General features: G+C 32.6%; 24 protein-coding genes. 5 read left to right on the forward strand and 19 right to left on the reverse strand.

The genetic code is table 11. The annotated features are described in order from the left end of the window. Positions 1-29: 29 nt before the first annotated feature. The 6 genes from rluF to DMA14_RS09715 all read right to left on the reverse strand — a co-directional run bounded on the left by rluF (position 30) and on the right by DMA14_RS09715 (position 7,039). On the reverse strand, positions 30-863 hold the full coding sequence (gene rluF / locus DMA14_RS09690) for a 23S rRNA pseudouridine(2604) synthase RluF (protein WP_111424488.1): 834 nt from the start codon (positions 861-863) through the stop codon (positions 30-32). 226 nt (positions 864-1,089) lie between these two features. Next, positions 1,090-1,434 carry an antibiotic biosynthesis monooxygenase family protein gene (locus tag DMA14_RS09695; RefSeq protein ID WP_111424489.1) on the reverse strand — a complete coding sequence of 115 codons (345 nt, stop codon included), beginning with the start codon at positions 1,432-1,434 and terminating at the stop codon, positions 1,090-1,092. An 83-nt stretch (positions 1,435-1,517) separates the two neighbouring features. Next, positions 1,518-2,378 carry an alpha/beta fold hydrolase gene (locus tag DMA14_RS09700; RefSeq protein WP_111424490.1) on the reverse strand — a complete coding sequence of 287 codons (861 nt, stop codon included), beginning with the start codon at positions 2,376-2,378 and terminating at the stop codon, positions 1,518-1,520. 170 nt (positions 2,379-2,548) lie between these two features. Beyond that, entirely contained in the window at positions 2,549-3,328 is a 780-nt protein-coding gene (locus DMA14_RS09705) for a zinc ribbon domain-containing protein (protein ID WP_091496387.1), read from the reverse strand. Between the two features lie 3 nt (positions 3,329-3,331). Further along, positions 3,332-4,426, reverse strand: coding sequence for a Nif3-like dinuclear metal center hexameric protein (locus DMA14_RS09710; RefSeq protein ID WP_111424491.1), 1,095 nt, complete (start codon positions 4,424-4,426; stop codon positions 3,332-3,334). Between the two features lie 126 nt (positions 4,427-4,552). After that, positions 4,553-7,039: an erythromycin esterase family protein gene (locus tag DMA14_RS09715; protein WP_111424492.1), complete on the reverse strand. Its 2,487-nt coding sequence runs from the start codon at positions 7,037-7,039 to the stop codon at positions 4,553-4,555. 220 nt (positions 7,040-7,259) lie between these two features. Here DMA14_RS09715 and lpxK point away from each other — a divergent pair, with 220 nt between their 5' ends. After that, the gene (gene lpxK, locus DMA14_RS09720) at positions 7,260-8,276 is read left to right on the forward strand and encodes a tetraacyldisaccharide 4'-kinase (protein ID WP_111424493.1); all 1,017 of its coding nucleotides are present in this window, start codon (positions 7,260-7,262) and stop codon (positions 8,274-8,276) included. A 50-nt stretch (positions 8,277-8,326) separates the two neighbouring features. On the opposite strand, the gene DMA14_RS09725 is transcribed toward lpxK, so the two are convergent. From DMA14_RS09725 to lipA, 3 genes are all read right to left on the reverse strand, one after another. Continuing rightward, a complete protein-coding gene (locus DMA14_RS09725; RefSeq protein WP_111424494.1) occupies positions 8,327-10,498 on the reverse strand; it encodes a tetratricopeptide repeat-containing hybrid sensor histidine kinase/response regulator in 2,172 nt (723 codons plus the stop codon). Between the two features lie 29 nt (positions 10,499-10,527). Then, entirely contained in the window at positions 10,528-11,523 is a 996-nt protein-coding gene (gene gap / locus DMA14_RS09730; protein ID WP_111424495.1) for a type I glyceraldehyde-3-phosphate dehydrogenase, read from the reverse strand. A gap of 103 nt (positions 11,524-11,626) precedes the next feature. Further along, positions 11,627-12,493 (reverse strand): lipoyl synthase, encoded by an 867-nt coding sequence (gene lipA, locus DMA14_RS09735; protein ID WP_111424496.1) that lies wholly within the window; start codon positions 12,491-12,493, stop codon positions 11,627-11,629. Positions 12,494-12,792: 299 nt separating this feature from the next. On the opposite strand from lipA, the gene DMA14_RS09740 reads away from it, so the two are divergent. Together DMA14_RS09740 and DMA14_RS09745 are read left to right on the forward strand one after the other, a co-directional pair. Further along, entirely contained in the window at positions 12,793-13,665 is an 873-nt protein-coding gene (locus DMA14_RS09740; RefSeq protein WP_111424497.1) for a M48 family metalloprotease, read from the forward strand. Between the two features lie 199 nt (positions 13,666-13,864). Beyond that, positions 13,865-14,740: a M48 family metalloprotease gene (locus DMA14_RS09745; RefSeq protein WP_111424498.1), complete on the forward strand. Its 876-nt coding sequence runs from the start codon at positions 13,865-13,867 to the stop codon at positions 14,738-14,740. Between the two features lie 55 nt (positions 14,741-14,795). Here DMA14_RS09745 and DMA14_RS09750 read toward each other — a convergent pair whose 3' ends face one another. The 10 genes from DMA14_RS09750 to recF all read right to left on the reverse strand — a co-directional run bounded on the left by DMA14_RS09750 (position 14,796) and on the right by recF (position 24,183). Next, entirely contained in the window at positions 14,796-15,176 is a 381-nt protein-coding gene (locus DMA14_RS09750; RefSeq protein WP_095929421.1) for a PH domain-containing protein, read from the reverse strand. 127 nt (positions 15,177-15,303) lie between these two features. After that, entirely contained in the window at positions 15,304-16,131 is an 828-nt protein-coding gene (locus DMA14_RS09755) for an energy transducer TonB (RefSeq protein ID WP_111424499.1), read from the reverse strand. Positions 16,132-16,289: 158 nt separating this feature from the next. Continuing rightward, complete coding sequence (locus DMA14_RS09760) at positions 16,290-16,841, reverse strand: RNA polymerase sigma factor (protein WP_111424500.1); 552 nt, start codon at positions 16,839-16,841, stop codon at positions 16,290-16,292. Further along, positions 16,832-17,938 (reverse strand): glycosyltransferase, encoded by a 1,107-nt coding sequence (locus tag DMA14_RS09765; RefSeq protein ID WP_111424501.1) that lies wholly within the window; start codon positions 17,936-17,938, stop codon positions 16,832-16,834. Before DMA14_RS09765 ends, DMA14_RS09760 begins: the two co-directional genes overlap by 10 nt. Positions 17,939-18,022: 84 nt before the next feature. Continuing rightward, positions 18,023-18,637, reverse strand: a complete 615-nt coding sequence (locus DMA14_RS09770; RefSeq protein ID WP_111424502.1) for an FMN-binding negative transcriptional regulator — start codon at positions 18,635-18,637, stop codon at positions 18,023-18,025. Between the two features lie 64 nt (positions 18,638-18,701). Next, the gene (gene murB / locus DMA14_RS09775; RefSeq protein ID WP_111424503.1) at positions 18,702-19,715 is read right to left on the reverse strand and encodes a UDP-N-acetylmuramate dehydrogenase; all 1,014 of its coding nucleotides are present in this window, start codon (positions 19,713-19,715) and stop codon (positions 18,702-18,704) included. A gap of 108 nt (positions 19,716-19,823) precedes the next feature. Beyond that, a complete protein-coding gene (locus DMA14_RS09780; RefSeq protein ID WP_111424504.1) occupies positions 19,824-20,927 on the reverse strand; it encodes a pyridoxal phosphate-dependent aminotransferase in 1,104 nt (367 codons plus the stop codon). Positions 20,928-21,084: 157 nt separating this feature from the next. Beyond that, a complete protein-coding gene (locus DMA14_RS09785; protein WP_111424505.1) occupies positions 21,085-22,131 on the reverse strand; it encodes a glycosyltransferase in 1,047 nt (348 codons plus the stop codon). A gap of 100 nt (positions 22,132-22,231) precedes the next feature. Beyond that, the gene (locus DMA14_RS09790) at positions 22,232-22,909 is read right to left on the reverse strand and encodes a DUF2461 domain-containing protein (protein ID WP_111424506.1); all 678 of its coding nucleotides are present in this window, start codon (positions 22,907-22,909) and stop codon (positions 22,232-22,234) included. A gap of 194 nt (positions 22,910-23,103) precedes the next feature. Next, positions 23,104-24,183 (reverse strand): DNA replication/repair protein RecF, encoded by a 1,080-nt coding sequence (gene recF / locus DMA14_RS09795; RefSeq protein WP_111380014.1) that lies wholly within the window; start codon positions 24,181-24,183, stop codon positions 23,104-23,106. Between the two features lie 243 nt (positions 24,184-24,426). On the opposite strand from recF, the gene DMA14_RS09800 reads away from it, so the two are divergent. Both DMA14_RS09800 and ribH read left to right on the forward strand, forming a co-directional pair. Further along, positions 24,427-25,209, forward strand: a complete 783-nt coding sequence (locus tag DMA14_RS09800) for a tetratricopeptide repeat protein (RefSeq protein ID WP_111380015.1) — start codon at positions 24,427-24,429, stop codon at positions 25,207-25,209. A gap of 77 nt (positions 25,210-25,286) precedes the next feature. After that, on the forward strand, positions 25,287-25,859 hold the full coding sequence (ribH, locus tag DMA14_RS09805) for a 6,7-dimethyl-8-ribityllumazine synthase (protein ID WP_111363185.1): 573 nt from the start codon (positions 25,287-25,289) through the stop codon (positions 25,857-25,859). Positions 25,860-25,987: the final 128 nt, after the last annotated feature.

Consider the following 25,987-nt stretch of genomic DNA (forward strand, 5'->3'; position numbering starts at 1 on the left):
AAATCCCATTCAAACGAATGGGATTTTCTTTATTTATTATCACCTCTTTTTTTAAATCGAGGATCATGTTTTGAGATAAAGTTTTTTCTTCTAGTTGGAGTTGCACTTGAAGCTGAACTTTCTGCTTTAGGAAAACTTGCTTCTTCCGTTTTACTAGAAGGCTCAATTAATTGATTCAGCTCTTTTATTTCAGCATCTGTTAGATCTCTGTATCTTCCAACAGGAACATCCAAAGAAATATTGATTATTCTGATGCGTTTTAAGGCTGTTACTTCATAACCCAAGTATTCAGACATTCTTCTGATCTGACGGTTTAATCCTTGCGTTAAAATGATCTTGAAAGTGAATTTGCTAATTTGTTCTACTTTACATTTTTTAGTAACCGTATCGAGAATCGGAACACCATTTCCCATACGCTGAATAAAACGTTCTGTAATAGGTTTGTTTACTGTAACGGTATATTCTTTTTCGTGGTTATTTCTAGCACGAAGAATTTTGTTTACAATATCTCCGTCATTAGTCATAAAAATCAATCCTTCACTGGCTTTATCCAATCTTCCAATTGGAAAAATACGTTTTGGATAATTTATATAATCAACGATATTATTTTTTACTTCAAGATTGGTCGTACATTCAATTCCGACAGGTTTATTGAAAGCTAGATAAACCATTTTTTCGTTTTTCTCTACGATTAATTTGCCATTAATACGTATTTCATCATCTGGCGAAACTTTAGTTCCCATTTCCGCCACAGCGCCATTTATTGTTACGCGTCCTTCTTCAATTAATTTATCAGCTTCACGACGAGAACAATATCCCGTTTCACCAATAAATTTATTGAGACGTTTTAAATTTTCTTCCATACTGCAAAAGTAGACAAAAGTTTAGACATCTTGGAATTTTAGATTTCAGACTTTAGATTATTGGGTTGTTTTGAATTTCATGCTGTTTTGTCATCTGAGGAACGAAGGATCACACTCGTAACTCGACAAAGATTGGCGATTTTGATTGTGGAGTTTCTTGTATGATCCTTCGTTCCTCAGGATGACAAGTTTGTGTAAAACCTTTGTCTCTTTTTACCCGTGAATCTTAAGAATGAAATTCAGAACTATCACTCGGAGTTTCTTTTCTGTCAAACATTCCGTAGTCACGAACTACAGTTGCAATTCTTAAATGATAATCTTTAAAGACTTCATTTCGGCCTTTTGCTTGTGCGGCACGATGCATTTCAAGATTTCGCCATTGCTGAATACTTTCTTCATCTCTCCAAAAAGATAAAGACAAAATTTTTCCAGGATCAGCTAAACTCTGAAATCTTTCTATCGAAATAAAACCATCAATGTGACTTAATTCGGGTTTTAGGTTTGCAGCAATATCTAGATATTCTTCTTTTTTTCCTTCGTTAGGAATGACTTCAAAAATTACAGCGATCATCTTTTTGAGTTATGAATTATGAGTTATGAATTATAAGTGAAATAAAAAAAGCTTTGTTCCTTTGGATCTTTGTCACTTTGTGCCTAAGAGCTTTGCTCGCTAAACAAAAACTCAATCACTTTATCATACAATTCATCATCATGCATTCCGTGGCCTAAACCACTGGTTTCAATAAACTGGCTATTTTTCCAATTGCTTGCTATTTTTTGCCCTTCGGCGAAAGCCACAATTTTATCAGAAGTATCATGAGCAATAAATCCAGGAATAGTGAATTGAGATGCAAATTTTTGTCCTGAAAAATCTTCTAGTTTAAAGTTGAAACGATTTATGAATTTAGTTTCTAGAAGCGGAAGCATTTTTCTGTTCAAACTCAGCATTGAGATATAGTTATCGATCAAAGTTTTTAAATCAGAAGGAGCGCCAAGAATAACCATTTTGTTGATGCTGGTATTCGGAAACAAATATTGATGGTAGACACATGCGGCACCGCCGATAGAATGTCCAATAATAATTTCTGGCTGATATTTCTCAACTGCTTTATTGATAAATTCAGCGTAAAGCGGAACATTAAATTCTTTTCCGCTGCTTTGTCCATGAGCAGGAGCATCAATTGCAATAATGGTACTTCCTGATTTTTGAAGATGTGGTAAAGTTTTTTTCCAGCGCGAAGCATTGCTTTCCCAGCCGTGAACCAAAAGTATCTTGGTCTGATTTCCTTTCCAAATGTAAGTTTGAAAATGGTGTTCGTTATGATGAAACGTTTCTGTTTCTGTATGTCTCAAAACTTTTGGTAGCTCTTCTTTTTTTAATCGGCCAATTCTAGGCTGGCTAAAAAGAGCATAAGAAAGTTCCATAGCTTTTTGCGGACGAACATAACTCAAAAAATTAATGTAAGATCCAACTGATTTTAATGTGATGAACCGAATTCCTTTTTTAATTCCCAAAACTTAAATTTTTTCTAAAGGTAAAAAAAGGTCTGCCACGAATTACACAAATGACCACGAATTTTTATTCTCAGCATTATAGATTAAAAAAATAATTTGTGCAAATTCGTGGAATTAGTGGCAAAAATAAACGCAAAAAAAAAGTCCCGATTTAATCGGGACTTTGATATTTAGAATTTTGCGAACAATTGTTCCATTTTTTCTTTTTCTTCTTCAGCTAATTGTGTATCAACTAAGATTCTTCCAGAGTGCTCATCTGTGATGATTTTCTTTCTAGAAGCAATTTCAACCTGTGTTTGTGGTGGAATTGTAAAGAAAGATCCAGCAGAAGCTCCTCTTTCGATAGAAACTACAGCCAATCCGTTACGAACACTGCTTCTGATTCTGTTGTAAGCAGCTAATAATCTGTCTTCGATTTGTGCAGCATACTCAGCAGATTTCTCTGTTAAGAAAGTTTCTTCTTTCTGAGTTTCAGCCATAATAGCATCTAATTCAGATTTTTTATGTTTTAAATGAGAGCTTTTAGCATCAAGTTTTTCTTTTAAGTTAGAAATAACTTCTTTTTTGTGCTCAATAGAAGCTTTCATTTCTTTGATTTGCTTTTCAGCCAATTGAATTTCTAATTCCTGAAATTCAACTTCTTTTGTCAAAGAATTAAATTCTCTGTTGTTACGTACTGATTCTTGTTGTTTTGTGTACTTTTTAATCACCTCTTTATGCTCCTCAATAGCAATTTTCTTTGCTTTGATTTGCTCCTCAATTACTTCAAGTTCACCTTTCAGTTTCTCTGAACGAGTGCTCAAACCTGCAACTTCATCTTCTAAATCTTCAACCTCTAAAGGAAGTTCTCCTCTAACGTTTCTGATTTCGTCAATTCTAGAGTCAATAAGCTGTAAGTCGTATATTGCTCTTAACTTGTCCTCAACACTTAATTCTTTCGTATTCGTCATATTTTATAAGTACTTAACTGGATTTGTATTTTCTTCCGATAAAATGATTGCAAAATTAAGAATTTTTTTTCGAAGATAATCAACAATATAATTTTTTGTATAGCGTTCGCTCTCAAAATGACCAATATCTGCCAAAAGTAACTTGTTTTCAGCTTCATAAAACTGGTGATACTTCAAATCAGCAGTCAAAAATGCATCTGCTCCAGCACTTATTGCGTTTCTAATTGCAAAACTTCCAGAACCTCCTAACACAGCGACTTTTTTTATTTTTTTGCCTAAAAAAGCAGAATGACGAATTCCTTCAGCGATCATTTTGTCTTTTACAAAATGAAGAAAGTCCTTTTCGTCCATTTCAGTTTCAAATTCACCAATCATTCCTAAACCAATATTTTGGTGTAAATTTTCGAGATTGTAAATTTCGTAAGCTACTTCTTCGTAAATATGATTGGCAAAAAGTGCCTTTAAAATGCGAGATTGCAAGTGTTTTTCAAAAGTAACTTCAATTTTTATTTCCTGAGTTTCGGTTAGTTCATGACGTTCACCAATTACGGGATTACTTTCAGAGTTTCCTTTGTAAGTTCCAGTTCCCTCTGAGTTAAAACTGCAATTATCATAGTTGCCAATTGTTCCTGCGCCAGCTTCAAATAACGCCTTACGAACTTTATCTGCATTATCTGGAATGGTATAAGTAATTAGTTTTTGAATGAAATTCTGTTTTGGGACTAAAACTTTGGTATTCACTAAACCTAATGCATCACAGAAAATTTTATTTACACCTTGCGAATGATTGTCAAGCGCTGTGTGAACTGCAAAAATGGCAATGTCGTTTTTAATTGCTTTTAAAATTGCTCGTTCAACATAATTTTTACCGGTGATTTTTTTAATTCCAGAAAATAAAATTGGATGAAAACAAACTACCAGATTACAGTTTTTTGCAACAGCTTCATCAATTACATTTTCTAGTGCATCATGACAAACTAAAACGCCAGTGCTTTCGGTTTCCGAATTGCCAACTAAGAGCCCAACGTTGTCAAAATCTTCGGCGTAAGCCAAAGGTGACATTTCTTCAAGAACTGCTATTATTTCTTTAATTTTCATTGGTGTTTCAAAAGGTTAAAGTGAATAACAAAAGTAATCCAAATTCTAAACTATTACAATCAAAGAAAGAATGTCATTGTTGTTAATTGCAATTTCTTTTAAACTTTAGTTTTGAATTATTTTCGATTAATAACATAAATCAAAAATGATTTTTTCATCTGGTAGAATAAAAGTATTATTTTTCCAAAAATTTACATTTTCCTGAGCAGAATTGTTTAAACCAATTTTTAAAAGTGGTCGATTAAGTTTTTGGGGATTTATCGTTTTTATTTCTGTAGACATTAAGTTGCTGATGTTGTACGTGTCATATAAATAAGAATTATCAGCTGTCGAAGTAATAATCGATTTGTCTATTACATTTAGATAATTGATAAAATATTTTCCTTCTGATAGTTTATAAGTTATTGTGATTTTATGATTCATTTGCGCCGTTTTACCAGGCTGACTTTTTACTTCAAATGGTTCTCTTGCAACGCAATGTTCGTATTTTAAAACAGCAAATGTCTCAGTGTCTATATATAAAATTCCCGACGATTTTTTTGGTGCTGGATATCCATAACCTGTAGAATACGAGCCAGGTTCGTTATTTTGGAAGCTTATTTTGTAGACTTTCTGATCATTATAAGGGATAATTCCTTCTTTTTTTAACGTATAAGAAGCTGACTTATATAATACATTGGCTTTGCTAAGAATAAGATCGCGATCAAACAGAAATGCAAAAGTGTTTATGTTGCTGAATTTGTTTTGCGAAGTATTTTCTATAATTGCCCGGCTTTGCTGTATTTCTCCGAACATTTTTTCGTCAGGATTATTAACACCTTTCATTCCTATTGAATTATAGGTATTTATAATTGATTCGTCATGTGAAATAGCTTCATTGTTTTTAATCACTTGATTGCGGAAGAAAAATGTCTGATTGTATGGATTTTGATCGTAATTAAGTTCAACATTAATCAGGGCTTTTGCGACTATTTCTTCTGCTGATAATGGCTTTGAGGTTGAACTTACGACAACTTCGTTTAAATTAACAGTTTGAAAATGAAAAGGTCTTAATTTTACTTTTACAAAATGTTTATTAGCATCAATAAGTTTTTTAATTGAAATCGTATCTGAAATATATCCAAAAGCCGATACAATAATTTTGTTGTTGAAATTCGTTTTATCTATTAGTAGAGAAAATACACCTTCCTTATTTGCTAGAATATTTTTGTTCGTTTGTAGTATTGAGATGTCAGCATTAGCAATTATTTTATAATTTTTTAAATCGTTTATTCTCCCATTTATTACAAATGTATCGCTTTGAGCTTGTACATAATTTTCTTTTTCAAATAATCTAGCTTCAGGCTGGTATGATTTTTTAATGAAAAAAAGGCCGTCAAAAATAGCATTCCATCTTGCTTTTATTGGCATATTTCCTAATGCAGAACAATAATAAAGGTTTGTGTTTTTCTTGTCAAATTCAAAAAAGGCTTTGCTGTAATCTTTATTTATGCTTTGAAGCTCGATGCTATTTTCAGGAGGAGTAAGAATAGGGAAAGATCTGCTATCGACACGTCCATATAAACCTTCATAAGAAGAGAATGCGATGCTGTAAATTTCATCTTTAAAATATTTTTTTAGAAGACCGCCCATTGGTAATGCGCCTTCAAGTAGTTTCGCTCCTTCACCAGGAATGTAGTCTGTAAAACCAGTGGTTTTAAGCTCAATATCCGATTGCTTTTGCAGGTAACTTTCAGTTACTTCAGTAAATTCTGTTTGGTCAATGTTTTTTGAAAAATGATAAGAAGCTCCCCAACAAATTATTTTTTCATTTGCATATATTTCAGATAAGAAAATTAAATTTTTTGACATTTGCTCGTCTCTCGGATTTTGAACCGCAATTTTTTGATTTTGCAATTGCATGACTTCAAAATTGACATCGGAAATTTTGCTAATGATTACTTGCTTTATCATTTTTTCATGAAAAGTTGGAGCTTTTATTTCTTTAAGAGCGTTTACCAAAATATTAAAATCCTGATATAAATTGGTAGAATCTTTTTTGTTGTTGGCAATGCTTTCCAAATCTCTAAAGATAAAAGCCTTTTCTATTCTTGTTAGACTGTTTTGTGTAATATTGATTTTTCTGTTTTTAATCAATTCACTTAGATCATTCATAAAATGATTCGAAAAAAGCATGCCTTCTTGGCTGTCAAAACCTAAGATTTTTATGGTGTCTTTTTGTTTAGCACGTTCTTCAATATAAAGAAGTAAATTTTGAAATGCTTTTGTATCAGACCATATATCTAAAATACTTTTGTCAAAAATTGCTGTTGTAGCCTTCTTTTTAGAATATTCTTGAAACGCTTTATATTGATCATACATTCCACTTTCAAAAGCGATAGCATTGTATTTCTGTTTTTCGTGAAGATATTTTATGATATTCACTTTTTCATCAAAAGTAGCTCCGTCACCATGGGATTGTTCTCCAAGTAAAACGATTTTTTTATTTTTAAGTATGGTATCTAAAAACGAATAGTGATTATTATCGACTTTGGAATATTTGCCTGATATTGTATTTTGTGAAAAGGTTAAATTTAAAAGTAAAACGCAGAATAACGTAAAATAAAATTTCATGATTTATTGGTTTTCTTATCAAGACCCTCTTGAATAGATTTTAATTTGTTAAAGAAAATTCGTTCTAAAAATAGTATAATAATTTATTGTTTTTAGATTTTTTTCGGACATTTCTTTTTTAGTGTTTGCAGGAAGCGAAAAGCTTCTTTGCTTAGAATTTTGTCAATTTTTATATTTTTATAACTTCCAATAATAGTATAAAAAATTATACTTTCGTAAAATGAACTTACTTCGAAAAATACTTTTCCCATTCGCTATTTTATACGGATTCATAACTTCGATCCGAAATTTCCTTTTTGATAAAGGGATTTTAAAATCGACTTCATTTGATCTTCCTGTAATTGCAGTTGGAAATTTAAGTGTGGGTGGAACTGGGAAAACGCCACAAATAGAATATCTGATTCGATTATTATCCGATAAATATAAAGTGGCTACCTTAAGTCGTGGTTACAAGAGAAAGTCTGAAGGTTTTGTTTTGGCTAATGAAAATTCGAACGCTGAGATCTTAGGAGATGAACCTTTTCAGTTTTATCAGAAATTCCCAAATGTTATGGTTGCAGTTGATGCCAATCGCACAAATGGAATTCAGCAATTGCTTTCTCAAAATGAAAAACCAGAAATTATTTTATTGGATGATGCCTATCAGCACCGAAAAGTAAAAGCTGGATTTTATATTTTGCTGACTTCGTATGGAGATTTATACTCAGATGATTTTATGCTGCCAACAGGAAATTTGAGAGAGAGTAGAAGCGGAGCAGAAAGAGCCAGTATAGTAGTTGTTACAAAATGCCCGAAAATTTTAACGGAAGAAGAACAAACTGCGATCAGATTGAAATTGAAGTTAAAAACGACACAGCAAGTCTTTTTTACTTTTATAGATTATGATATGGTTATTTACGGCAAAAATGAAAAAATTGCAGTTAGTGATATCAAATCAGAATCAAAACTACTTATGGCAGGAATTGCAAAACCAAAGCCGTTTTTTGATTATTTAAAAAATGAAAGTGATGAATGTCTTACTTTCCCAGATCACCATCATTTTTCTGATGCAGATTTAGATTCGATAAAAATCAAAGCAAACGGAAGAAAAATCATTACAACCGAAAAAGATTATGTGAGATTGAAAGACTCAGAATTGGTTGATCAATTATATTATCTACCAATAAAAAGTTCTTTTATCAATCATCAGCAAGATTTTGATGCTACGATTTTAGAATACATAGAAATTTGTGTGTAAAAGAAAAACTTAGTCCCAATAGCTATCGGGATAGCATCTCAGAAACTTAGCTAATTAAAAAACTTAGCAATAGTGCTGTAGAATACGTCTGGGACAAAAGGTTTTGTAATAACATCATCCATTCCGAAAGAAAGAAGCATATCTCGATTTTCATCAAGTGAAATTGCTGTTAAAGCGATAATTGGAGTTGCTTTATCAAATTCGCGAATTAGTTTCGTAGCCGTCGTTCCGTTAATTCCAGGAAGATGCACGTCCATTAAAATCATATCAAAACGTTTGACTTTTAAAAGCTCTACAGCATCTTCTCCATTGTCAACAATCTCGCAAGTAATGTTTTTGTTTTCCAGCATTTTACGAGTGATCATCTGATTGATTTTGTTGTCCTCAATCAATAAAATAGATTTGTTTTTCAATTGTTTATCGTTATAAGGTTTTACTTCTTCGATTACTTCCAATGGTTCGTTGTTAATTTTGAAATTTAATTTGAAGGTAAATGTCGAACCTTTGCCAACTTCACTTTTTAGTTTTATTTCACCTCCTAAAAGTTCTATCAATTTTTTTACAATAGTAAGACCAAGACCAGTTCCGCCGTATTTTCTGTTTACTTCTATAGAACCTTGAGAAAAGCTTTCAAACACAGATTGAAGTTTGTCTTCAGGAATTCCAATTCCAGTATCGACGATTTCGAAATAAACCGTTGCGTCTTCTCCTTCTTGCGAATACAGTTTTGCAATAACATTTACATGTCCGTTCTGAGTAAATTTTAAAGCATTGTTGATTAAGTTTAGTATGATTTGAGATAATTTGGTAGGATCTCCAATTAAATTGTCAGGAATCGCTTTGTCTATCTCTAAATTAAAGTAGTTTTTGTTGGCCGTTGCCAGCTCTTTTAAAGAACTTTGAATATTAAAAAGCAATTCTTTTAAGTTAAAGCTAATATTTTCAACTTCAACTTTAGTCGAATCAATTTTATTAATTTCTAAAATTTCATTGATAAAAGTAGTTAAATAGTTTCCAGAGAATTTTAAAGACTCTAAGTACTTGAGCTGTTTTTTCTTTGGTTTATCTTCTAGTAAGATATGAGTTATCCCGTTAATAGCATTCAACGGCGTCCGGAGTTCGTGGCTCACAGTCGACAAAAATTCAGATCGAGCTTTTGATGCTTTTTCTGCTTTGTTTTTGGCTAAAATTAATTCTTTGTTTTTTTCGCGAAGCAGTAAATTGTTCTGATTTCTTATGATATTGTTTTTGTACAAAGCCAAACTCAAAAGCGATAAAATCGAAATTAATGCAATTGCCAAAATGCTAACTAGCTTGGAATAACGATAGGTCTTAAGCTGAAATTTTTCTTCGTTTTCTCTTTTAAGAGTATTGTTTAATGATTGATTTTTTTTGAATTTTTCATATTCGTCCAAATCAATTTTGGCATTTTTTAATCTTAATAGATAATTTTCAATCTGATAATGTTCGTCTAAGTAAGAATAAGCTAAATCATAATTTTTATTTTGTTTATAGTATTGGCTTATCGCTAATACAATTTTTGATTTTTTTGGAAGATCATTTATTTTATTATTATAATCTAACGCTTTATCAAAATATATAATAGCAGAATCATTTCTTTTGAGTTGCCCTTCAATTAAACCAAGCTGATAATACGCATCAATTTTTGTTTTTATAATTGCGTTATTATCTGGCTTTTGGGTAATTGTTTTAAAAGTTTTTACAGCTGATTTAAGGTCGTTGTTGGTTTTAAAAGCCAAAGCTTTTTGGTAATTTAAAACTTCTGCATTGTCTTTAATGTCTAGCTGTTTTAATAAATCTTGAGCTTTTGAATAATAGACTGTAGCTGTTTTATAATCTCCTTTGGCGGTATTGGTTACCCCGATATAATGTAGAGCTAAAACTTTTGTGCAGCTAGGTTTTAAGGTGTCAAATAGAGAAACTGTTTTGTGGAAGTTTTTTAAGGCATCTTCAAATTTTCTCTGATTGTAATAGATTTTACCAAGTTTGAAAGTCTGATTGGCTAGGTTCTCTTTTTTGCCATTTTCTTCACAAAAATTAATTGACTTTTCTGTGTAAAAAATGGCCTGATTATACTTTTTACTGTTCAGATTAGTATTGGCAAGCTTGTTATAATAGGTCACGCTATCCGTATTCTTTTTGGCTTGAGAATACAAAAACGAGTTAAAAAAACAAACAACAATAAAAAGACAGTATTTCATGTATGGCAATGCTTTTACAATGAATCTTATTATTTTCTTATCAGTAAAATTAAATCAATCAATCTTGATGAATAGCCAATCTCATTATCATACCAGCCTACAACTTTTACCATTTTGTCAATAACCGAAGTTAGCTGAGCATCAAATAAACAAGAATGCGTGTTGCCAATTACATCAACCGAAACAATTGGATCTTCGGTATAATCTAATATTCCTTTTAAATTTGTTTTTGAGGCTTGTTTAAATGCTTTATTTATTTCTTCAATGCTTACAGCACGTTTTACATTGAAGGTTATGTCTGTTAATGAACCGTCTGGAACTGGGACTCTGATGCCACAGCCACCCATTTTATTGTGCAATTTAGGAAAAATTTTTGTTAATGCCTTAGCTGCACCTGTAGTTGTTGGAACAATCGACTGACTGGCGCCTCTTGCGCGACGCAAATCCTTATGTGGCTGGTCGTGAAGACTTTGGTCTGTCGTGAATGAATGTATAGTCGTAATGTAAGCTTGTTCAATTCCGCACAATTCTTCAATGATTTTAATCATCGGAGCAGCATTGTTTGTTGTACAGCTTGCATTTGAAACTATATCTTCATTTCCATCCAAAATATGTTCGTTTACACCAAGAACTACTGTTTTTATAGTGTCAACTTCTGATGGAGCAGAAAGGATTACTTTTTTTGCTCCAGCTTCAAGATGCGCATTTAATTCTTCGTGCGTTTTATATTTACCTGTCGATTCAATTACAATATCAATCGAATGCGATTTCCAGTCTATATTTGAAATGCTTTTTTCGTGAAAAAAGAAAAAATGCCTTCCGTCTACAATGATGCTATTTTCGTCATGACTTACTTCAGCTTTTAAAACGCCGTGAATACTGTCATATTTAATTAAATGCGACATGGTTTTGTTGTCTGCAATGTCATTTATAGCAACGACTTCGATTTCAGGGTGATTTAAAAGCAATCGGAATAAATTTCTTCCAATTCTTCCAAATCCATTAATGGCAATTCTTGTTTTCAATTATTTGGTTTATTCGTTTAATCGTTAAAATCGTTTAATTGTTTTAAACCGTTAAACGTCTCTGCGATTAAACGATTAACCAGTTAAACGATTAACCTGAAATTTATAAAATATGTTTTTGTGCTTTGTATGAAGAACGAACAAGAGGTCCGCTTTCAACATGTCTAAAACCTAAATCAAGACCAAATTTTTCATATCTGGCAAATTGTTCAGGCGTGATAAATTCTTTTACAGGAAGATGTTTTTTACTTGGCTGTAAATACTGCCCAATCGTTACAACATCAACATTTGCATTTCTTAAATCAGTCATAGTCTGAAAAACTTCTTCTTCAGTTTCTCCAAGACCAAGCATAATTCCAGATTTTGTTCTGTTGATTCCTTTTTCTTTTAAATAACGAAGTACTTCTAAGCTTCTGTCATATTTTGCCTGAATACGAACTTCGCGAGTTAAACGTCGCACAGTTTCCATGTTATGAGAAACTACTTCAGGATTTGCTTCTACAATACGGTCTATATTTCTTTCAATTCCTTGAAAATCTGGAATTAAAGTTTCAAGAGTAGTTTGAGGATTCATTCTGCGGATTGCTCTTACGGTTTCCATCCAAATAATAGAACCTCCATCTTTCAAATCATCTCTGTCAACACTAGTAATTACAGCATGTTTGATATTCATAATCTTAATAGAACGAGCTACTTTTTCTGGTTCGTCCCAATCTACCGTTTCAGGTCTTCCAGTTTTTACACCGCAGAATCCACAAGAACGAGTACAAACATTTCCTAAAATCATAAAAGTTGCAGTTCCTTCGCCCCAGCATTCTCCCATATTTGGGCAGCTTCCAGAAGTGCAAATGGTATTTAAACTATATTTATCTACTAAACCTCTAAGTTCAGTATATTTTTGTCCGATAGGTAATTTTACTTTTAACCACTTTGGTTTTGTGGTAGATATTTTTTCAGTGGCTGTTTCCATATATCAATGTTCAAAGTACAAAGATACGGAATGTAGTTTATTTTGAGATGTTTATTTGCTTTTCCTTTACATATCTTGTTAATAGAGATTGTTTAAGATAATCCAATGCAAATGTTAATAGTTTGTTTTTTAGTGTTTTTTTGCTATCTGTTTTTTGGCTTTTATCTAATATTTTGACGCTATGTTTGGTTTTTAGAGAATATAAAAGTTCAGCCTTAATCTGTTACAAATTTGGCTTCTTGGGAACTCGCAAAATTTATGCTGTGCTAATTTTGCTGTTAATTTAATACTTAAGAAACATGAAAAAAAGAATAATTGTATTAGGAGCTTTATTTGCAATTTTAAGCTTTACCAAAACAAACGCACAAATACTTTCTGATAAAACTATGGGAGCCTTAGGTAAAGGTGTGTCAGGATTTACATTTAGTGATGCTGATGCTGCAGCCTTAGCCAAACAATCTATTTCAGAATTGGATGCAAACAATCCGGTTGCTGGTCCAAAAGATGGATATTCGATCCGTTTAGATCGTTTGTTTGGAAAACATACCACAAGCGAAGGAGTTACTTTAAATTATAAAGTATATTTAGTAAAAGATATTAATGCTTTTGCATGCGCAGATGGAAGTGTTCGTGTGTTTGCAGGTTTAATGGATATTATGGATGATAATCAGTTGTTGGCTGTTATTGGTCATGAAATTGGACATGTTGTAAATCATGATACACGAGATGCTATAAAAGCGGCTTATAAGAAAGAAGCTTTATTAGATGCGGCGTCATCGCAATCAGGAAAAGTAGAAACACTTACCAAGTCTCAATTAGGGCAATTAGGAAGTGCAATGATTGATAGCAAACACAGTAGAAAACAGGAATCTGAGGCAGATAATTTCTCTTATGATTTTATGAAAAGAAATGGTTATGATGTGAATGCTGTAGAATCGGCGTTTAGAATTCTTCAAAATTTAAGTGAAGGAACAGAAGCGTCTTTTATAACCAAGATGATGAGTTCGCATCCTGATTCTGGAAAAAGAGCAGATGGAGCAAAAAAACAAGCAACAAAAGATGGATTGTATCATGCTTATGAGCAGCAGAAAATTGTTAATACGGCTCCTGTGACAGCGACAAAAAAGACTGCCACAACAACAAAGAAAACAAGTACGGCAAAAAAGAAATAAGCTATACAGGATTCAAAAACCGGTAAACCTAAAAAGTTTGCCGGTTTTTCTTTTTTATCATAGAATCAAAAACGGTTGTAGATTGATTATCAGCTCATAAAAATGTTATATCTTTATTTGTTGAAAAACAAGTTTTGTGTGAATTTAAAATAGCATTTTGTTATGCTACATTTGTTGTTAAATTGTAATTATAAAAAATATGAAAAAGAAATTTATAATAGCGGGACTTTTATTTACAGCATTTGGTTTAACTAAAATGACTGCACAGATTAATTTTGGTGATAAGGCAATTGGCGCAGTTCAGAAAGGAGTTACTGGTTTTACTTTTAGTAATGCCGATGCAGCAAAATTATCTAAAGAAGCAGTTGATAAATTAGATGCAGAGCATGAAATAGCAGGGCCAACAGATGGCTATGCTATACGATTAAATCGTGTTTTTGGAAAACATGCAGCTGGTGACGGATTTACTTTAAACTATAAAGTTTATAAACTAAAAGAAGTAAATGCTTTTGCAACTGCAGACGGAAGCGTGCGTGTGTATTCAGGGTTAATGGATATCATGGATGATAATGAATTAATTGCCGTAATTGGACACGAGATCGGGCACGTAGCAAACAACGATTCTAGAGACGCTATTCGTGCAGCGTACCAAAAAGAGGCATTAATGGATGGCGCTGCTTCTCAGTCGGCAACTGTGGCAACAGTTACAGATAGCCAGCTTGGAAAAATCGGAAGTGCAATTATTGATAGCAAATACAGCCGTAAACAAGAATCGGAAGCAGATTTATTTGCTTACAATTTTATGAAGAAAAACGGTTACAATGTAAATGCTGAAGAATCTGCTTTTAGAATTTTGGCAAAAATGAGCGAAGGTTCTCAAGCTTCGTTTATTGATCAAATGATGAGTTCGCATCCTGATTCTCAGAAAAGAGCCGATGATGCTAAGAAAAGAGCAGAAAAAGATGGTTTGTATAAACCGTATGTGCAGCAGAAAATTGTAAACACAGCTCCAGCAACAACGACGAAAAAAACAACTACAACCACAAAGAAAACAACGACGACAAAAAAGAAATAAGAGTTGTCGCTTTAATTATAAAACCCAGCAAATTTTATTTGCTGGGTTTGTTTTTTTATCCTAATACGTGAAAAGCAAGAATTTTTTGCACTTCATAAACATTAACCGATTTGTTGAATTGTTTTACAATGCTTGGGTGCTGTTCGCTAGAAATCCAGATTTTTAATTCGGCATCAAGATCAAAAGTTCCTGCGGTTTCTACGCTAAATCTTGTAATGCTTTTGTAGCCAATAGACTTATATTCTGTTTTACTTCCCGTGATTCCTTGTACATCGACTAAGATTAATCTTTTATTGGTAAAAATGAAAGTGTCGCGGATAAGTTTGAAACCCATTTCGATTTCTTCATTTGCTGTTAAAAGCTGTCCGTATTTCTTAATTAAATCTTCTTGGCTTACTGAACCTGCATTACCAAGAATAGCTGAAAATATTCCCATTACTCTGTTTTAATTTAGTTAAAATGATTTCCGTTTTGAAGGAGTAAATGTAGTGGATTTTAGTATTAATGGAAACAAAAAAAGCAGAACCTAAGTTCTGCTTTTCTCACTTTTCAAAATATTTATATTATTCTACTTCTGTTTTTATTGTAATAGGAAGGTTGTATGCAGTTCTAACTGGTTTTCCGTCTAGAATTCCTGGAGCCCATTTTGTTTTTAATGATTTAAGAACTCTAATGGCTTCTTTCCCCATTCCGTAACCTGGATCATTTCTAACAATAATGTCTGTAAGTGACCCATCTTTCTCAACTACAAAAGAAACATACACTCTTAGTGTTTTCTCTACATCAAGTTCTGGTCTTTGGAAATTGTTTCCAACATACTTGTAAAACTGAGCGATACCTCCTGGAAATTCAGGTTGTTTGTCTAAAATTGCAGAAGAAACAGGTCCTTCGATTTTAGGAGCTACTGAAGCAACAACTCCATTGCCTTCTCCGCCTCCTGTTGTAGGCATTGGATTGACCGCAGTTCCATTTCCATTTGCATTGTCTACAATTGGTGCATTTTCCGTGTTTGAAGCAATTTTATCAACTGCTTCTTCTGGTCTTGTCACCACTGGATTTGTTAATTGAGTTGCGTCTGTTGATTTTACAGCGCTTTGCTCAACTACTGGTGCAGGTGGAGCTGGCGGCGGTGGCACAACAATTGGGTCAACGTTTACAATCGTTGGTTCGTAAATCTGAGGTTCCGGATCAGCTTCAACAGGTGAAGTCATAATTTTACTAATAAGTACCGGTGCACTTCCTAAAGCTGTTATTAACAATAAACCCATAAAGAGAGCTGTAACAGAATTTTTGGAATTCTCCTGGCGTAATTGATATGCGCCGTATTCTTTGTTTTTGTTCTCGAAAACAAGATCGGTCCACTTGTTTTCATAAATGCTTAATTTAGACATAATTTTTGGGTTTTAAGGTTAAGTAACTTTAAATCATACGCAGAAAAGGTTTTAGGTTTGAGCTAACAACGTAAATGTTGTAGTTTTAATGTTGTAGAAATGTTTTTATTTTAAGAATAAATATGAGAATAGTTTATTCTTTGATTAAAGATAGTAAATTATCTGTTACGTTCGATAATTTCGGCTAATAATTTTTTAGCACGTAAAAGCTTTACTTTGACACTACTTAATGGTTCGTCAATCTTAGCGGCAATTTCCTGATAGGACATTTCCTGAAAATAACGAAGCTGAATTACTTCTTGATAATGTGGTTTGAGTTCTTTGATGCATAGAAGCAGACGCGAAAGATTCTGTTCTTTAATTAATGCATCTTCTGCAGATGGAGTAGGGTCGGCAATGTTGTATGCCTGCTGGTCTTCGTTGTCTGTGATTTCTATAAAAAGATTGGTTTTCTTTTTTCGCAGCAAATCAATATAGACGTTTTTTGCAATTGCGATAAGCCAGGTATTAAATTGGAATTCTGAATTGTAGGAAGCAATTTTATCAAAAGCTTTGGAGAAGGTTTCTATCGTAATATCTTCTGCGGTGGTTTCGTTTTCGGTGCGTTTGAGCATAAACGAATACACCTCATTCCAATAATGATCTAATAAAAAAGTAAAGGCGATCTGATCGCCTTTTTTTGCTTTTTCTATTTTAGAATTTATTTCCAATATACTGGTTTTGAAAAGATATTAGTTATAAAGATATTAATTTGCGTTAATATAAGCGCTATCTCAACAACTGGAAACCAAATTTTAATATCTTTTTCTTTTAGTTTTCCTGCTGAACATCCAACGACTGTCCATACAATAGTATAACGTGTAGCTAATATTGCTAATACGGCAATCCATTGAAATTGAAACGCTAGTAATACAATAACTAATATAAAGAAAAATAATTGTGATATGAAGAACAATCCTAACTGCATTTTATCAAAAAACTTATAATGTTCTGCAGTAGAAATATGTCTTCTTTTTTGAGTAAACCATTCTTTATAAGTTTTCTTAGGTTCTGAATAGGTAAAACTTTCAGGTGTGTAAGAAATAGTAGTATTAGCTTTATTTGCTGCTTGGTTAATGAACAAATCGTCATCTCCAGAACGAATCTGAATATGATCGATAAAGCCATTTACATTAAAAAACTCTTCTTTTTTGTAGGCAAGATTTCTTCCAACTCCCATATAAGGAAGTCCCATTTTTGCCCATGAAAAATATTGCATTGCAGTAAGAATAGTTTCAAAGCGAATGATTTTATTTAAAAATGAGCGCTCTACTTTCTCATAACCTCCGTAACCCAAAACGATTGTTTTATTCATGGTAAACTGCGAAGTCATAGAGGTAATCCAATCTTTAGAATTTGGAAAACAATCTGCGTCTGTAAAAAGTAAATAATCTTTCTTTGCTGCTTTTATTCCAAGTGTTAAAGCGTATTTTTTATTTCCCCAAAAAGCTTCGTTATTTTCAACTTTTACCAAACGAATATTAGAAAATTCTTTTTCAAATTCTTCAAAAACTTCAAGAGTTTCGTCGCTTGATGCATCGTCAATTAAAACAATCTCAAAATCAGGATAATCTTGCTGTGCCAAAAGCGGAATATATTTTTTAACATTCTCCTCTTCGTTTTTAGCACACACAATTACAGAAACAGGAAGATTTTTAGGTTTCACATGTTGTGGTTTGGCAAAAGCAAATTTTCCAAAAACTCCAAGATAATAAAAAAGTTGAACTGCAACAATAGCAATAAAAAAGTAAAATATGTATATAAGCATCTGATTTATTTGGTTCTATTAATTTCACGTTCTGCGACTGCAAATGTACTTATCAATTCGCTAAATTCAATAGCTAAAGCCGATTTACTTTCGGCATTTTGACATTTCTTTTGCAACAGCAATAGACTGAGGGTTTTCGGTTTTTTCCAATTCCGAAATTATGTTTTTATAATTGTGATCGTCACGATTTTGGGAGAGTTTTTTTGTGGCTTGAATTTCCTCAATTTCGATTTCAAAACCAAAGATTCCTCGGGCTTCACGCATTGTTTTTTCAGATAAATTTTCAACGCGGACAGGATTCTTAGAATTTACTTCGTATTTATCTACAAGCTTTTTTAGTTGTTCTACCGAAGTTTCATAATCAACAATCTTAATTTTTCCATAAACGTGTACGGCTATATAATTCCAAGTCGGAACATTTTCATGATCGTACCAAGAAGATGAAATATAACTATGCGGACCAGTAAATACAGCCAAAACTTGGTCATTTTCTTTAAAACCTTCTGCTTGCGGATTCAGTTTTGAAATATGTCCTTGTAAAATTTCTTTTCCATCAGCATTCAATTCCAATTCTATCGGAATATGTGTTGCGCATAACTTTCCGTTAGTCTGATTAATCAAGATTCCGAAACTGTTTTCTTTTAAAAAAGCTCTTATTTCTTCCTGATTTTCGTTTTTGTATAAATCTGGTGTATACATTTTTCTTTTTTTAGGTTCAAAGGCTCAAAGTGGCAAAGTTTCAGAGGTTTGAAAATTTTAATTCCTAAATCACATTCACTTCTGCTTCAATCTGAATGCCGAATTTTTCGAAAACGGTTTTCTGAACTTCTTTAGAAACAGCTAAAATTTCTTGCCCTGTTGCGTTTCCGTAATTCACTAAAACCAAAGCTTGATTTTTATGAACTCCCGCGTCTCCAAAACGTTTTCCTTTAAAACCAGCTTGTTCAATTAGCCATCCCGCTGGAACTTTTACTTCGGTTTCTGAAACTTCATAGAATTTCATTTCTGGGAATTTCTGGTGAATTTTTTCAAAATCAGATTTCAATAAAATCGGATTTTTGAAGAAGCTTCCGCTATTTCCTAATTCTTTCGGATCTGGTAGTTTGCTTTGTCTTATGGCAATTACAGCATTACTCACATCTTTTAAAGTAGGTTCAGTAATATTGTTTTTGGCCAGTTCTGCCAAAATATCCCCATAAGAAGTATTGATTTTATGATTGCGTTTCGTCAATTTAAAAATAACCGAAGTAATAATAAATTGATCTTTTACTTCATTTTTGAAAATGCTTTCGCGGTAGCCAAAATTACATTCAGCATTGTCGAAAGTTTTTATTTCCTGAGTTGCAATATTCATGGCTTCGCACGAAACAAAAGTGTCTTTGATCTCAGTTCCATAAGCGCCGATATTCTGAACTGGAGTTGTGCCGACATTTCCAGGAATTAGAGACATGTTTTCTAATCCGCCAAAATTATTGTCGATCGTCCAAAGAACAAAATCATGCCACGTTTCACCCGCCTGACTTTCTACCCAGACAAAATCTTCGTCTTCTTTAATTGTTTTTTTTCCTTTTAAATCGATATGAATCACCAAAGCGTCAATATCTTTGGTTAAAAGCATATTGCTTCCGCCACCAAGAATAAATTTTTTCGCGGTTTTATTTTCTTCCAAAATGGTTTTCAGTTCAGCAATCGAATGAACTGCAACAAATTGTTTAGCACTGGCTTCAATGCCAAAAGTATTATAGTTTTTTAAAGAAAAATTGGATTGGATTTCCATAAATAAAAAGGCTTTTTAAGTTCCGAAACTTCGGAAAAATTCTGAGATCAAAAGTAACGATAATAATTTATTTGAGTAGATTTCTATAAAAAGACTTTTTTCAAAATTTTACTTTATGGCTTCAATAAATCGCTGCATTTCTTTCATTGTGCCAATTGTAATTCTAGTCCATTTTCCGTTTTCCTCGTAGATTTTTGTTCCTTGTATATTGTGATTTTCTAATTGTTTGAAATAATCTTTTTTATAATTATCTAAAGAAAAATAGATGAAGTTAGTGTGTGAAGGAATGCAAGTTAAATTAAGTTTAGTAAGCTGCTCAATAGTATATTTTTTTACTTCTTCATTTGTGGTGTGTACTTGTTGAATAAATTTATCATCATTTAATGACGCGATTGCTGCAGTTGCTGATACCACACTGACAGATAAATTTGGCGTTGATTTTAAAGCGCTAAGTTCTTCAATTGTTGATGAAGATGCAACGGCATAGCCTATACGCGCACCGGCCAGACCATACATTTTTGAAAAAGTTTTGGTAATGATTACATTTTTATTTTCGATTACAAGATGACTTAATGATTTTTCTTTTGTGAAATCTAGATACGCTTCATCCACAAAAACAATTGCTTTTTTTGAGGCTTCTTTTACAAAAGAAAGCAGTTGCTCATAATCACAAATTGTTCCTGTCGGATTATTAGGATTACAGATATACACCATTTTCGTATCTGAATCAATTGCTTTTAACATTGCAGTTAAATCATGTTTTTTATCAGCGGTTAATGGAACTGTGATTTTTTTTAACCCTAATTTCTCAGAAGGAAAAGCCCAATAATTAAAAGTTGTTTCGGCCAATATAAAATTACCTTTTTGTAATGCAGTGTATTGTAGAACCAAGTCTAGAATTTCTGTTGAACCAGCGCCAAGTAAAATATTCTGGTTTGAAACATTATTTTTTGTAGCAATAAGTGCAATTAATTCGTCTGAAAGATTCCAGCCATATCGATTACTGTTATTTATGCTTTTTTGCATGGCAACACGGGCAAGTGGAGAAGGCCCATACGGATTTTCATTTGATCGCAATAATATGGGCGATTTATCTAAATCTGGAAGAGTGTATGTTTCTGGTGTAGTATTTGCGAATGTTTCAAAAGATGTGAGGCTTAATCCAATTGCGCCTAGGCCTACTTGTTTTAACCAGTTTCTTCTATTGTTCATATTATTTAAGAATTAAATTAAACAATTCGTTTTAATAATATGTCGTTGAGTTTCAATAAAAGTTACGATGTAGTTTTACTGCAAAGACACAAAGTTTGCGCAAGTTGCGCTAAGCTTTGTGTTCTTTGCGTAGATCTTAGCGAACTTTGCGGTTAAATTATTTTCTAGAATGAATCAATTTGTGATATTGATCAGCGATAACCTTCATATTAATATCATAATTAGCATTTTCTTCCACAAATTTTCTATTTCGAATAATAACCTGATTTCTAAATTCAGGATTTTCAAATGACCAGATCAATTCATTGGCTAGCATTTCGATATTATCAACTTCAATTAATTGACCATTTTCTCGATGCGTAATCCAGCTTTGGTTTCCAGGAATATCTGAAACAATAGGGAAACAATTAGAAGCCATTGCTTCAAACAAAGATGCGGAAACACCTTCTGTAGTCGGCATGCTGATGTAAATATTTGATTGTTGCAATAATTTTGGAAGTTCTGTATTTGGAATTCTTCCTGTAAAAATCACTTTTTTGTCTATTTGGAGTTCTTTTGCCAAATCTTTTAAAAATTGCAATCTGTTTCCGTCACCAACAATTGTCAAAGAAAAATCAATTCCTTTTTTGTTTAAAATTCCGAAAGCTTTTAAAATTGAATCATGACGATATTCTGGCTGAAGCGAGCGCGTAACAATCGCTTCAATTTTGTCAGAATGATTTGTTGAAGGCGTAAAAAGAGATAAATCAATTCCTTTAGGAAGGACTAAAACTTTATCCATGTCAACACCGGTTGCTTTCATATGAACAGCCATTACTGGTCCCCAAGCATGAATTAAATGCGCTTTCTGAAAAGCATATTTTTGAATGAATTTTTTAAAAGGATACAATTTAGACTCTTCTGGCCATAAATCGGTACGTCCTTGCTGTGCAATTGCTATCGTTTTAGAACCTGATATTGCTGCAAGAAAACCATAACTGGTAGTTCTTTCAGCAATTACCATATCTGGTTTTTCTTTTTTAATTATTTTTCGAATGGAAATAGGAGCGAAGAAATACTCTAAAATACGTTTAGATCTACGGTTGTTTGATGTTTGAAGCTCCCAAGTGATAATTTCAAAATCACCAAATTCTTTAAGGCCTTTCATCCAAGTGATGGCGTCAGCGCGATAAGATTCTCCAAGAAAAAGTATTTTCTTATTCATTCAATTATTTGTTTTTTGCCACAGATTAAAAAGATTAAAAGGATTTTGCAATTGCGAAAAATTAATCTGTGAGAATCTGTGAAATCTGTGGCAAATAAAACTAAAATTCTTCAGTATCTAAAGCGCGATTTATAAATTCGTTTAGCGGTTTTAGAGCAATAAGTTTTTGGCTTATCTTTTTTACGAAATCTTTTTGAGTAACTTCGGACATATCATATTTTTGAGTTGCAGTGAAACTTTTCAATTTTAAGAACTCAATTGCAGGATGATCTTTTTCGTAACCGCGAGGCATGCTTTTAAGCGAATTGTTTTCGTTAAAATCTAAACTTCCAAATTCCTTTTTAAAATTTTTGTCATTTAAGATTTCCTGTAAATCATCATAGAAAAAAGCAATTTCTTTACGAACCTTTTTCAAATCTTCCGATTCAGGAGAATAAAATCCACCTGCTATAAAACTAGCGCCCTTTTCTATATGAACATAATATCCGGCACGGTTTAAACCTTTTGTTCCGCCAGACATCCAGATTCCTAAATGTGCTTTGTAAGGCGATTTGTCTTTAGAAAAACGAATGTCACGATTGATTCTAAAAGTGCAATTTTTAACTTCCAATAATTCTAAGGAAGGGTCAAGAGGTTTCATTGCGTCAAGAAAATCACTTACCAACTGATGATAGTCTTTCTTGAAAACTTCGTATCGTTTCTTATTGTCCTGAAACCATTCTCTATTATTGTTCTTTTTTAAATCGTCTAAAAATTGCAATGATTCTTTCGCTAACATAATTTGTTTTTTGATTGCAGTTACTTTTTTTTAATTCGTTTTTTTAGTTTGCCACTAATTGCACGAATTTACACTAATTTATTTTCTTATTTTGCCACAGATTAAAAGATTTACACAGATTGAATCATTTTAATCCTTGCAATCTGTGGCAAAAATAATTCGCGTAAATTCGTGTAATTCGTGGCAAAAAAACTTTATAAATTGAAGATCTTATAAGTCTGATGTGTTGATTTTACAATTGCTTCAGTTCTTTCTGGATGTGTATCAGAAATAAAAAGCTGTCCAAAGGTTTCGCTGTTTACCATTTCGACAATTTTAGCAACACGCGTTTCGTCTAGTTTATCAAAAATATCATCAAACAAAAGAATTGGTTTTACGCCACTTTGTTTTTTCAAGAATTCAAATTGAGCCAGCTTTAAAGCAATCAGAAAAGATTTCTGCTGTCCCTGAGATCCGAATTTTTTTATCGGATGCGAATCAATTTCAAAAGACAAATCATCTTTATGGATCCCGACAGTTGTGTAATGCAGCGCTCGATCTTTGTTAATGTTTTCCTGTAAAAGTGTTAGTAAATCTTTTTCAAACAAATGACTTTCGTAAACCAGTTGTACAGATTCTTCAGATCCTGTTATCGCTTGATGATGTATATTAAATATAGGTATAAACTGCTCTAAGAAATCTTTTCGCTTTTCAAAAATTGATTTCCCATATTCGTTTAATTGCTCATTATATATAGATAAAGTATCATTGTCAAAAGTATGATTGAGTGCAAAATATTTCAAAAGTGCATTTCGCTGCACAATCACTTTTTGATATTGAATAAGCTGATGCAGATACGTTGAGTCAAGTTGCGAAATAACACTGTCCATAAATTTACGTCGTGTTTCACTTCCTTCAATAATTAAATCACGATCTGCTGGCGAAATGATGACTAAAGGAATAAAGCCAATATGATCGGAGAATTTGTCATAAGGTTTTCCATTTCGCTTTAAAACCTTTTTCTGTCCTTTTTTTAAACTGCAGACAATCTGTTCAGTTCTTTCATTCTTTTCCAATTCGGCATCAATAACAAAAAATTCTTCGCCGTGCTTGATATTTTGTACAGCAAGAGGATTAAAATAGCTTTTTCCGTAAGCTAAATGATAAATAGCATCGAGCACATTGGTTTTTCCAATGCCATTTTTTCCTACAAAACAGTTGATTTTGATGTCAAAATCAAAACTTGCTTCTGAAAAGTTTTTATAATTGAATAATGAGATTTTGTTTAAATGCATTTTTTCGGGACTTCCACGTATAAAATTTACTCTTTTTGAACAGTAAAAATTTGAGGCTGCAAATTACCGAAAATTATCGATATAATTGGCTTTAGAGCTTTTGTGGACATATTTATTTTACCGCTTCCGCGAAAGGATGAGCGAAGAAGGAAAATATTTTTTTTAAAATAGTGATAAAATTGAAATTTTTTACCTCAGTTTCAAGAAAAATTTTATTTTTGCCGTTCACTAAATAAATTTTAAATGGCAACTTACAATAAAAGAGGATATAAGACACCAAAAGAAAAGGAAGTAAAAGAGGTGGTTACTGAAGAGCAACAAGTAATTATTGACGAAAAAGACAGTACTACAGCTGGAGTTTTCTCAAAATTAGATGAAACTGCTTCAAGAACTGAGGATTGGGTGGCTAAAAATCAAAAAATCATTATTGGTTTAGTTGCTGGTATTGCAGTTGCAACAATCGGATATTTGGCTTACCAAAAATTTATTGCAACTCCTAAACAAGAAGAGGCTGCAAGTGAAATGTTTGTTGCTCAACAAAACTTTGAAAAAGCTGTAAATGGTGTTTCTAGCGATTCATTATTCAAATTATCATTAAATGGTTCTGAAGGTAAATTTGGATTCATTAAAATTGCTGACGAATATTCTGGAACAGATGCTGGAAACTTAGCAAACTACTATGCAGGTATCGCTTACTTGAATACTGGTAAATTTGATGAGGCAATTAAATATTTAGGTGAATTTAAATCTGAAGATGTAGTTTTAAGTGCTTTGGCTAAAGGAGCTACAGGAGATGCTTACTCTCAAAAAAATCAGCAAAAAGAAGCTTTAGATTTTTATGTAAAAGCTGCTGAGTCTAACAAAAACGATTTTACAACTCCTCGTTTCTTATTAAAAGCTGGAAAAACAGCTTTAGCTTTAGGGCAAAAAGAAGATGCATTGAAATATTTCAACGACATTAAAGATAATTACGACAGTACTCCAGAAGCAGCATCTGTTGACGCTTTGATCGGATTAGCGCAATAATTCTGCTATTTGAGTTCAGTTTTTAGATTTTAGATTCGTATTTTAGCAGTCTGAAATTTAAAAACAAAATAGTACAGATGGCTACTGAAAATAAAAATCTATCAGAATACGATAAAAACACAATCCCAAACGCGAAAGACTTTCGGTTTGGGATTGTTGTTTCTGAATGGAATGATACTATAACAGAAGGACTTTATAATGGTGCTTTTGACGCTCTAGTTGATTGCGATGTTCCGGCTCAGCAAATTATCCGTTGGAATGTTCCAGGAAGTTTTGAGTTGATTTACGGAGCTAAAAAAATGCTTCAAACTCAAAATGTTGATGCAGTTATCGTAATTGGATGCGTAATTCAAGGAGAAACGAAACATTTTGATTTTGTTTGTGAAGGTGTTACGCAAGGAATAAAAGATTTGAACGTTCAAACCGATATTCCAGTTATTTTCTGTGTATTGACAGATAATAATATGCAACAGTCAATTGATAGAAGCGGAGGAGCTCACGGAAACAAAGGAACTGAAGCAGCAATTGCAGCAATTAAAATGGCTTATATTCGTCAGCAGGCTTCAATGTCTCATGCTTTCAATCAGCCGTTATTGACTTCTGGGGCGCTTCAAATTGAGGATTCTCCAAAAAAAATAGAAAACGAATAAAGCACGTTTGTTTTAAAAATATTAAAACCTATACTGTGTAATAATGGTATAGGTTTTTTTGTTTTTTTTATGATTATTCTTATTCTAAAAGCCAACCAAAATTCATTAAATTTGTACTTCTTGGTTTG

The sequence above is a fragment of the Flavobacterium sharifuzzamanii genome (assembly GCF_003254585.1).
GTDB lineage: Bacteria > Bacteroidota > Bacteroidia > Flavobacteriales > Flavobacteriaceae > Flavobacterium > Flavobacterium sharifuzzamanii.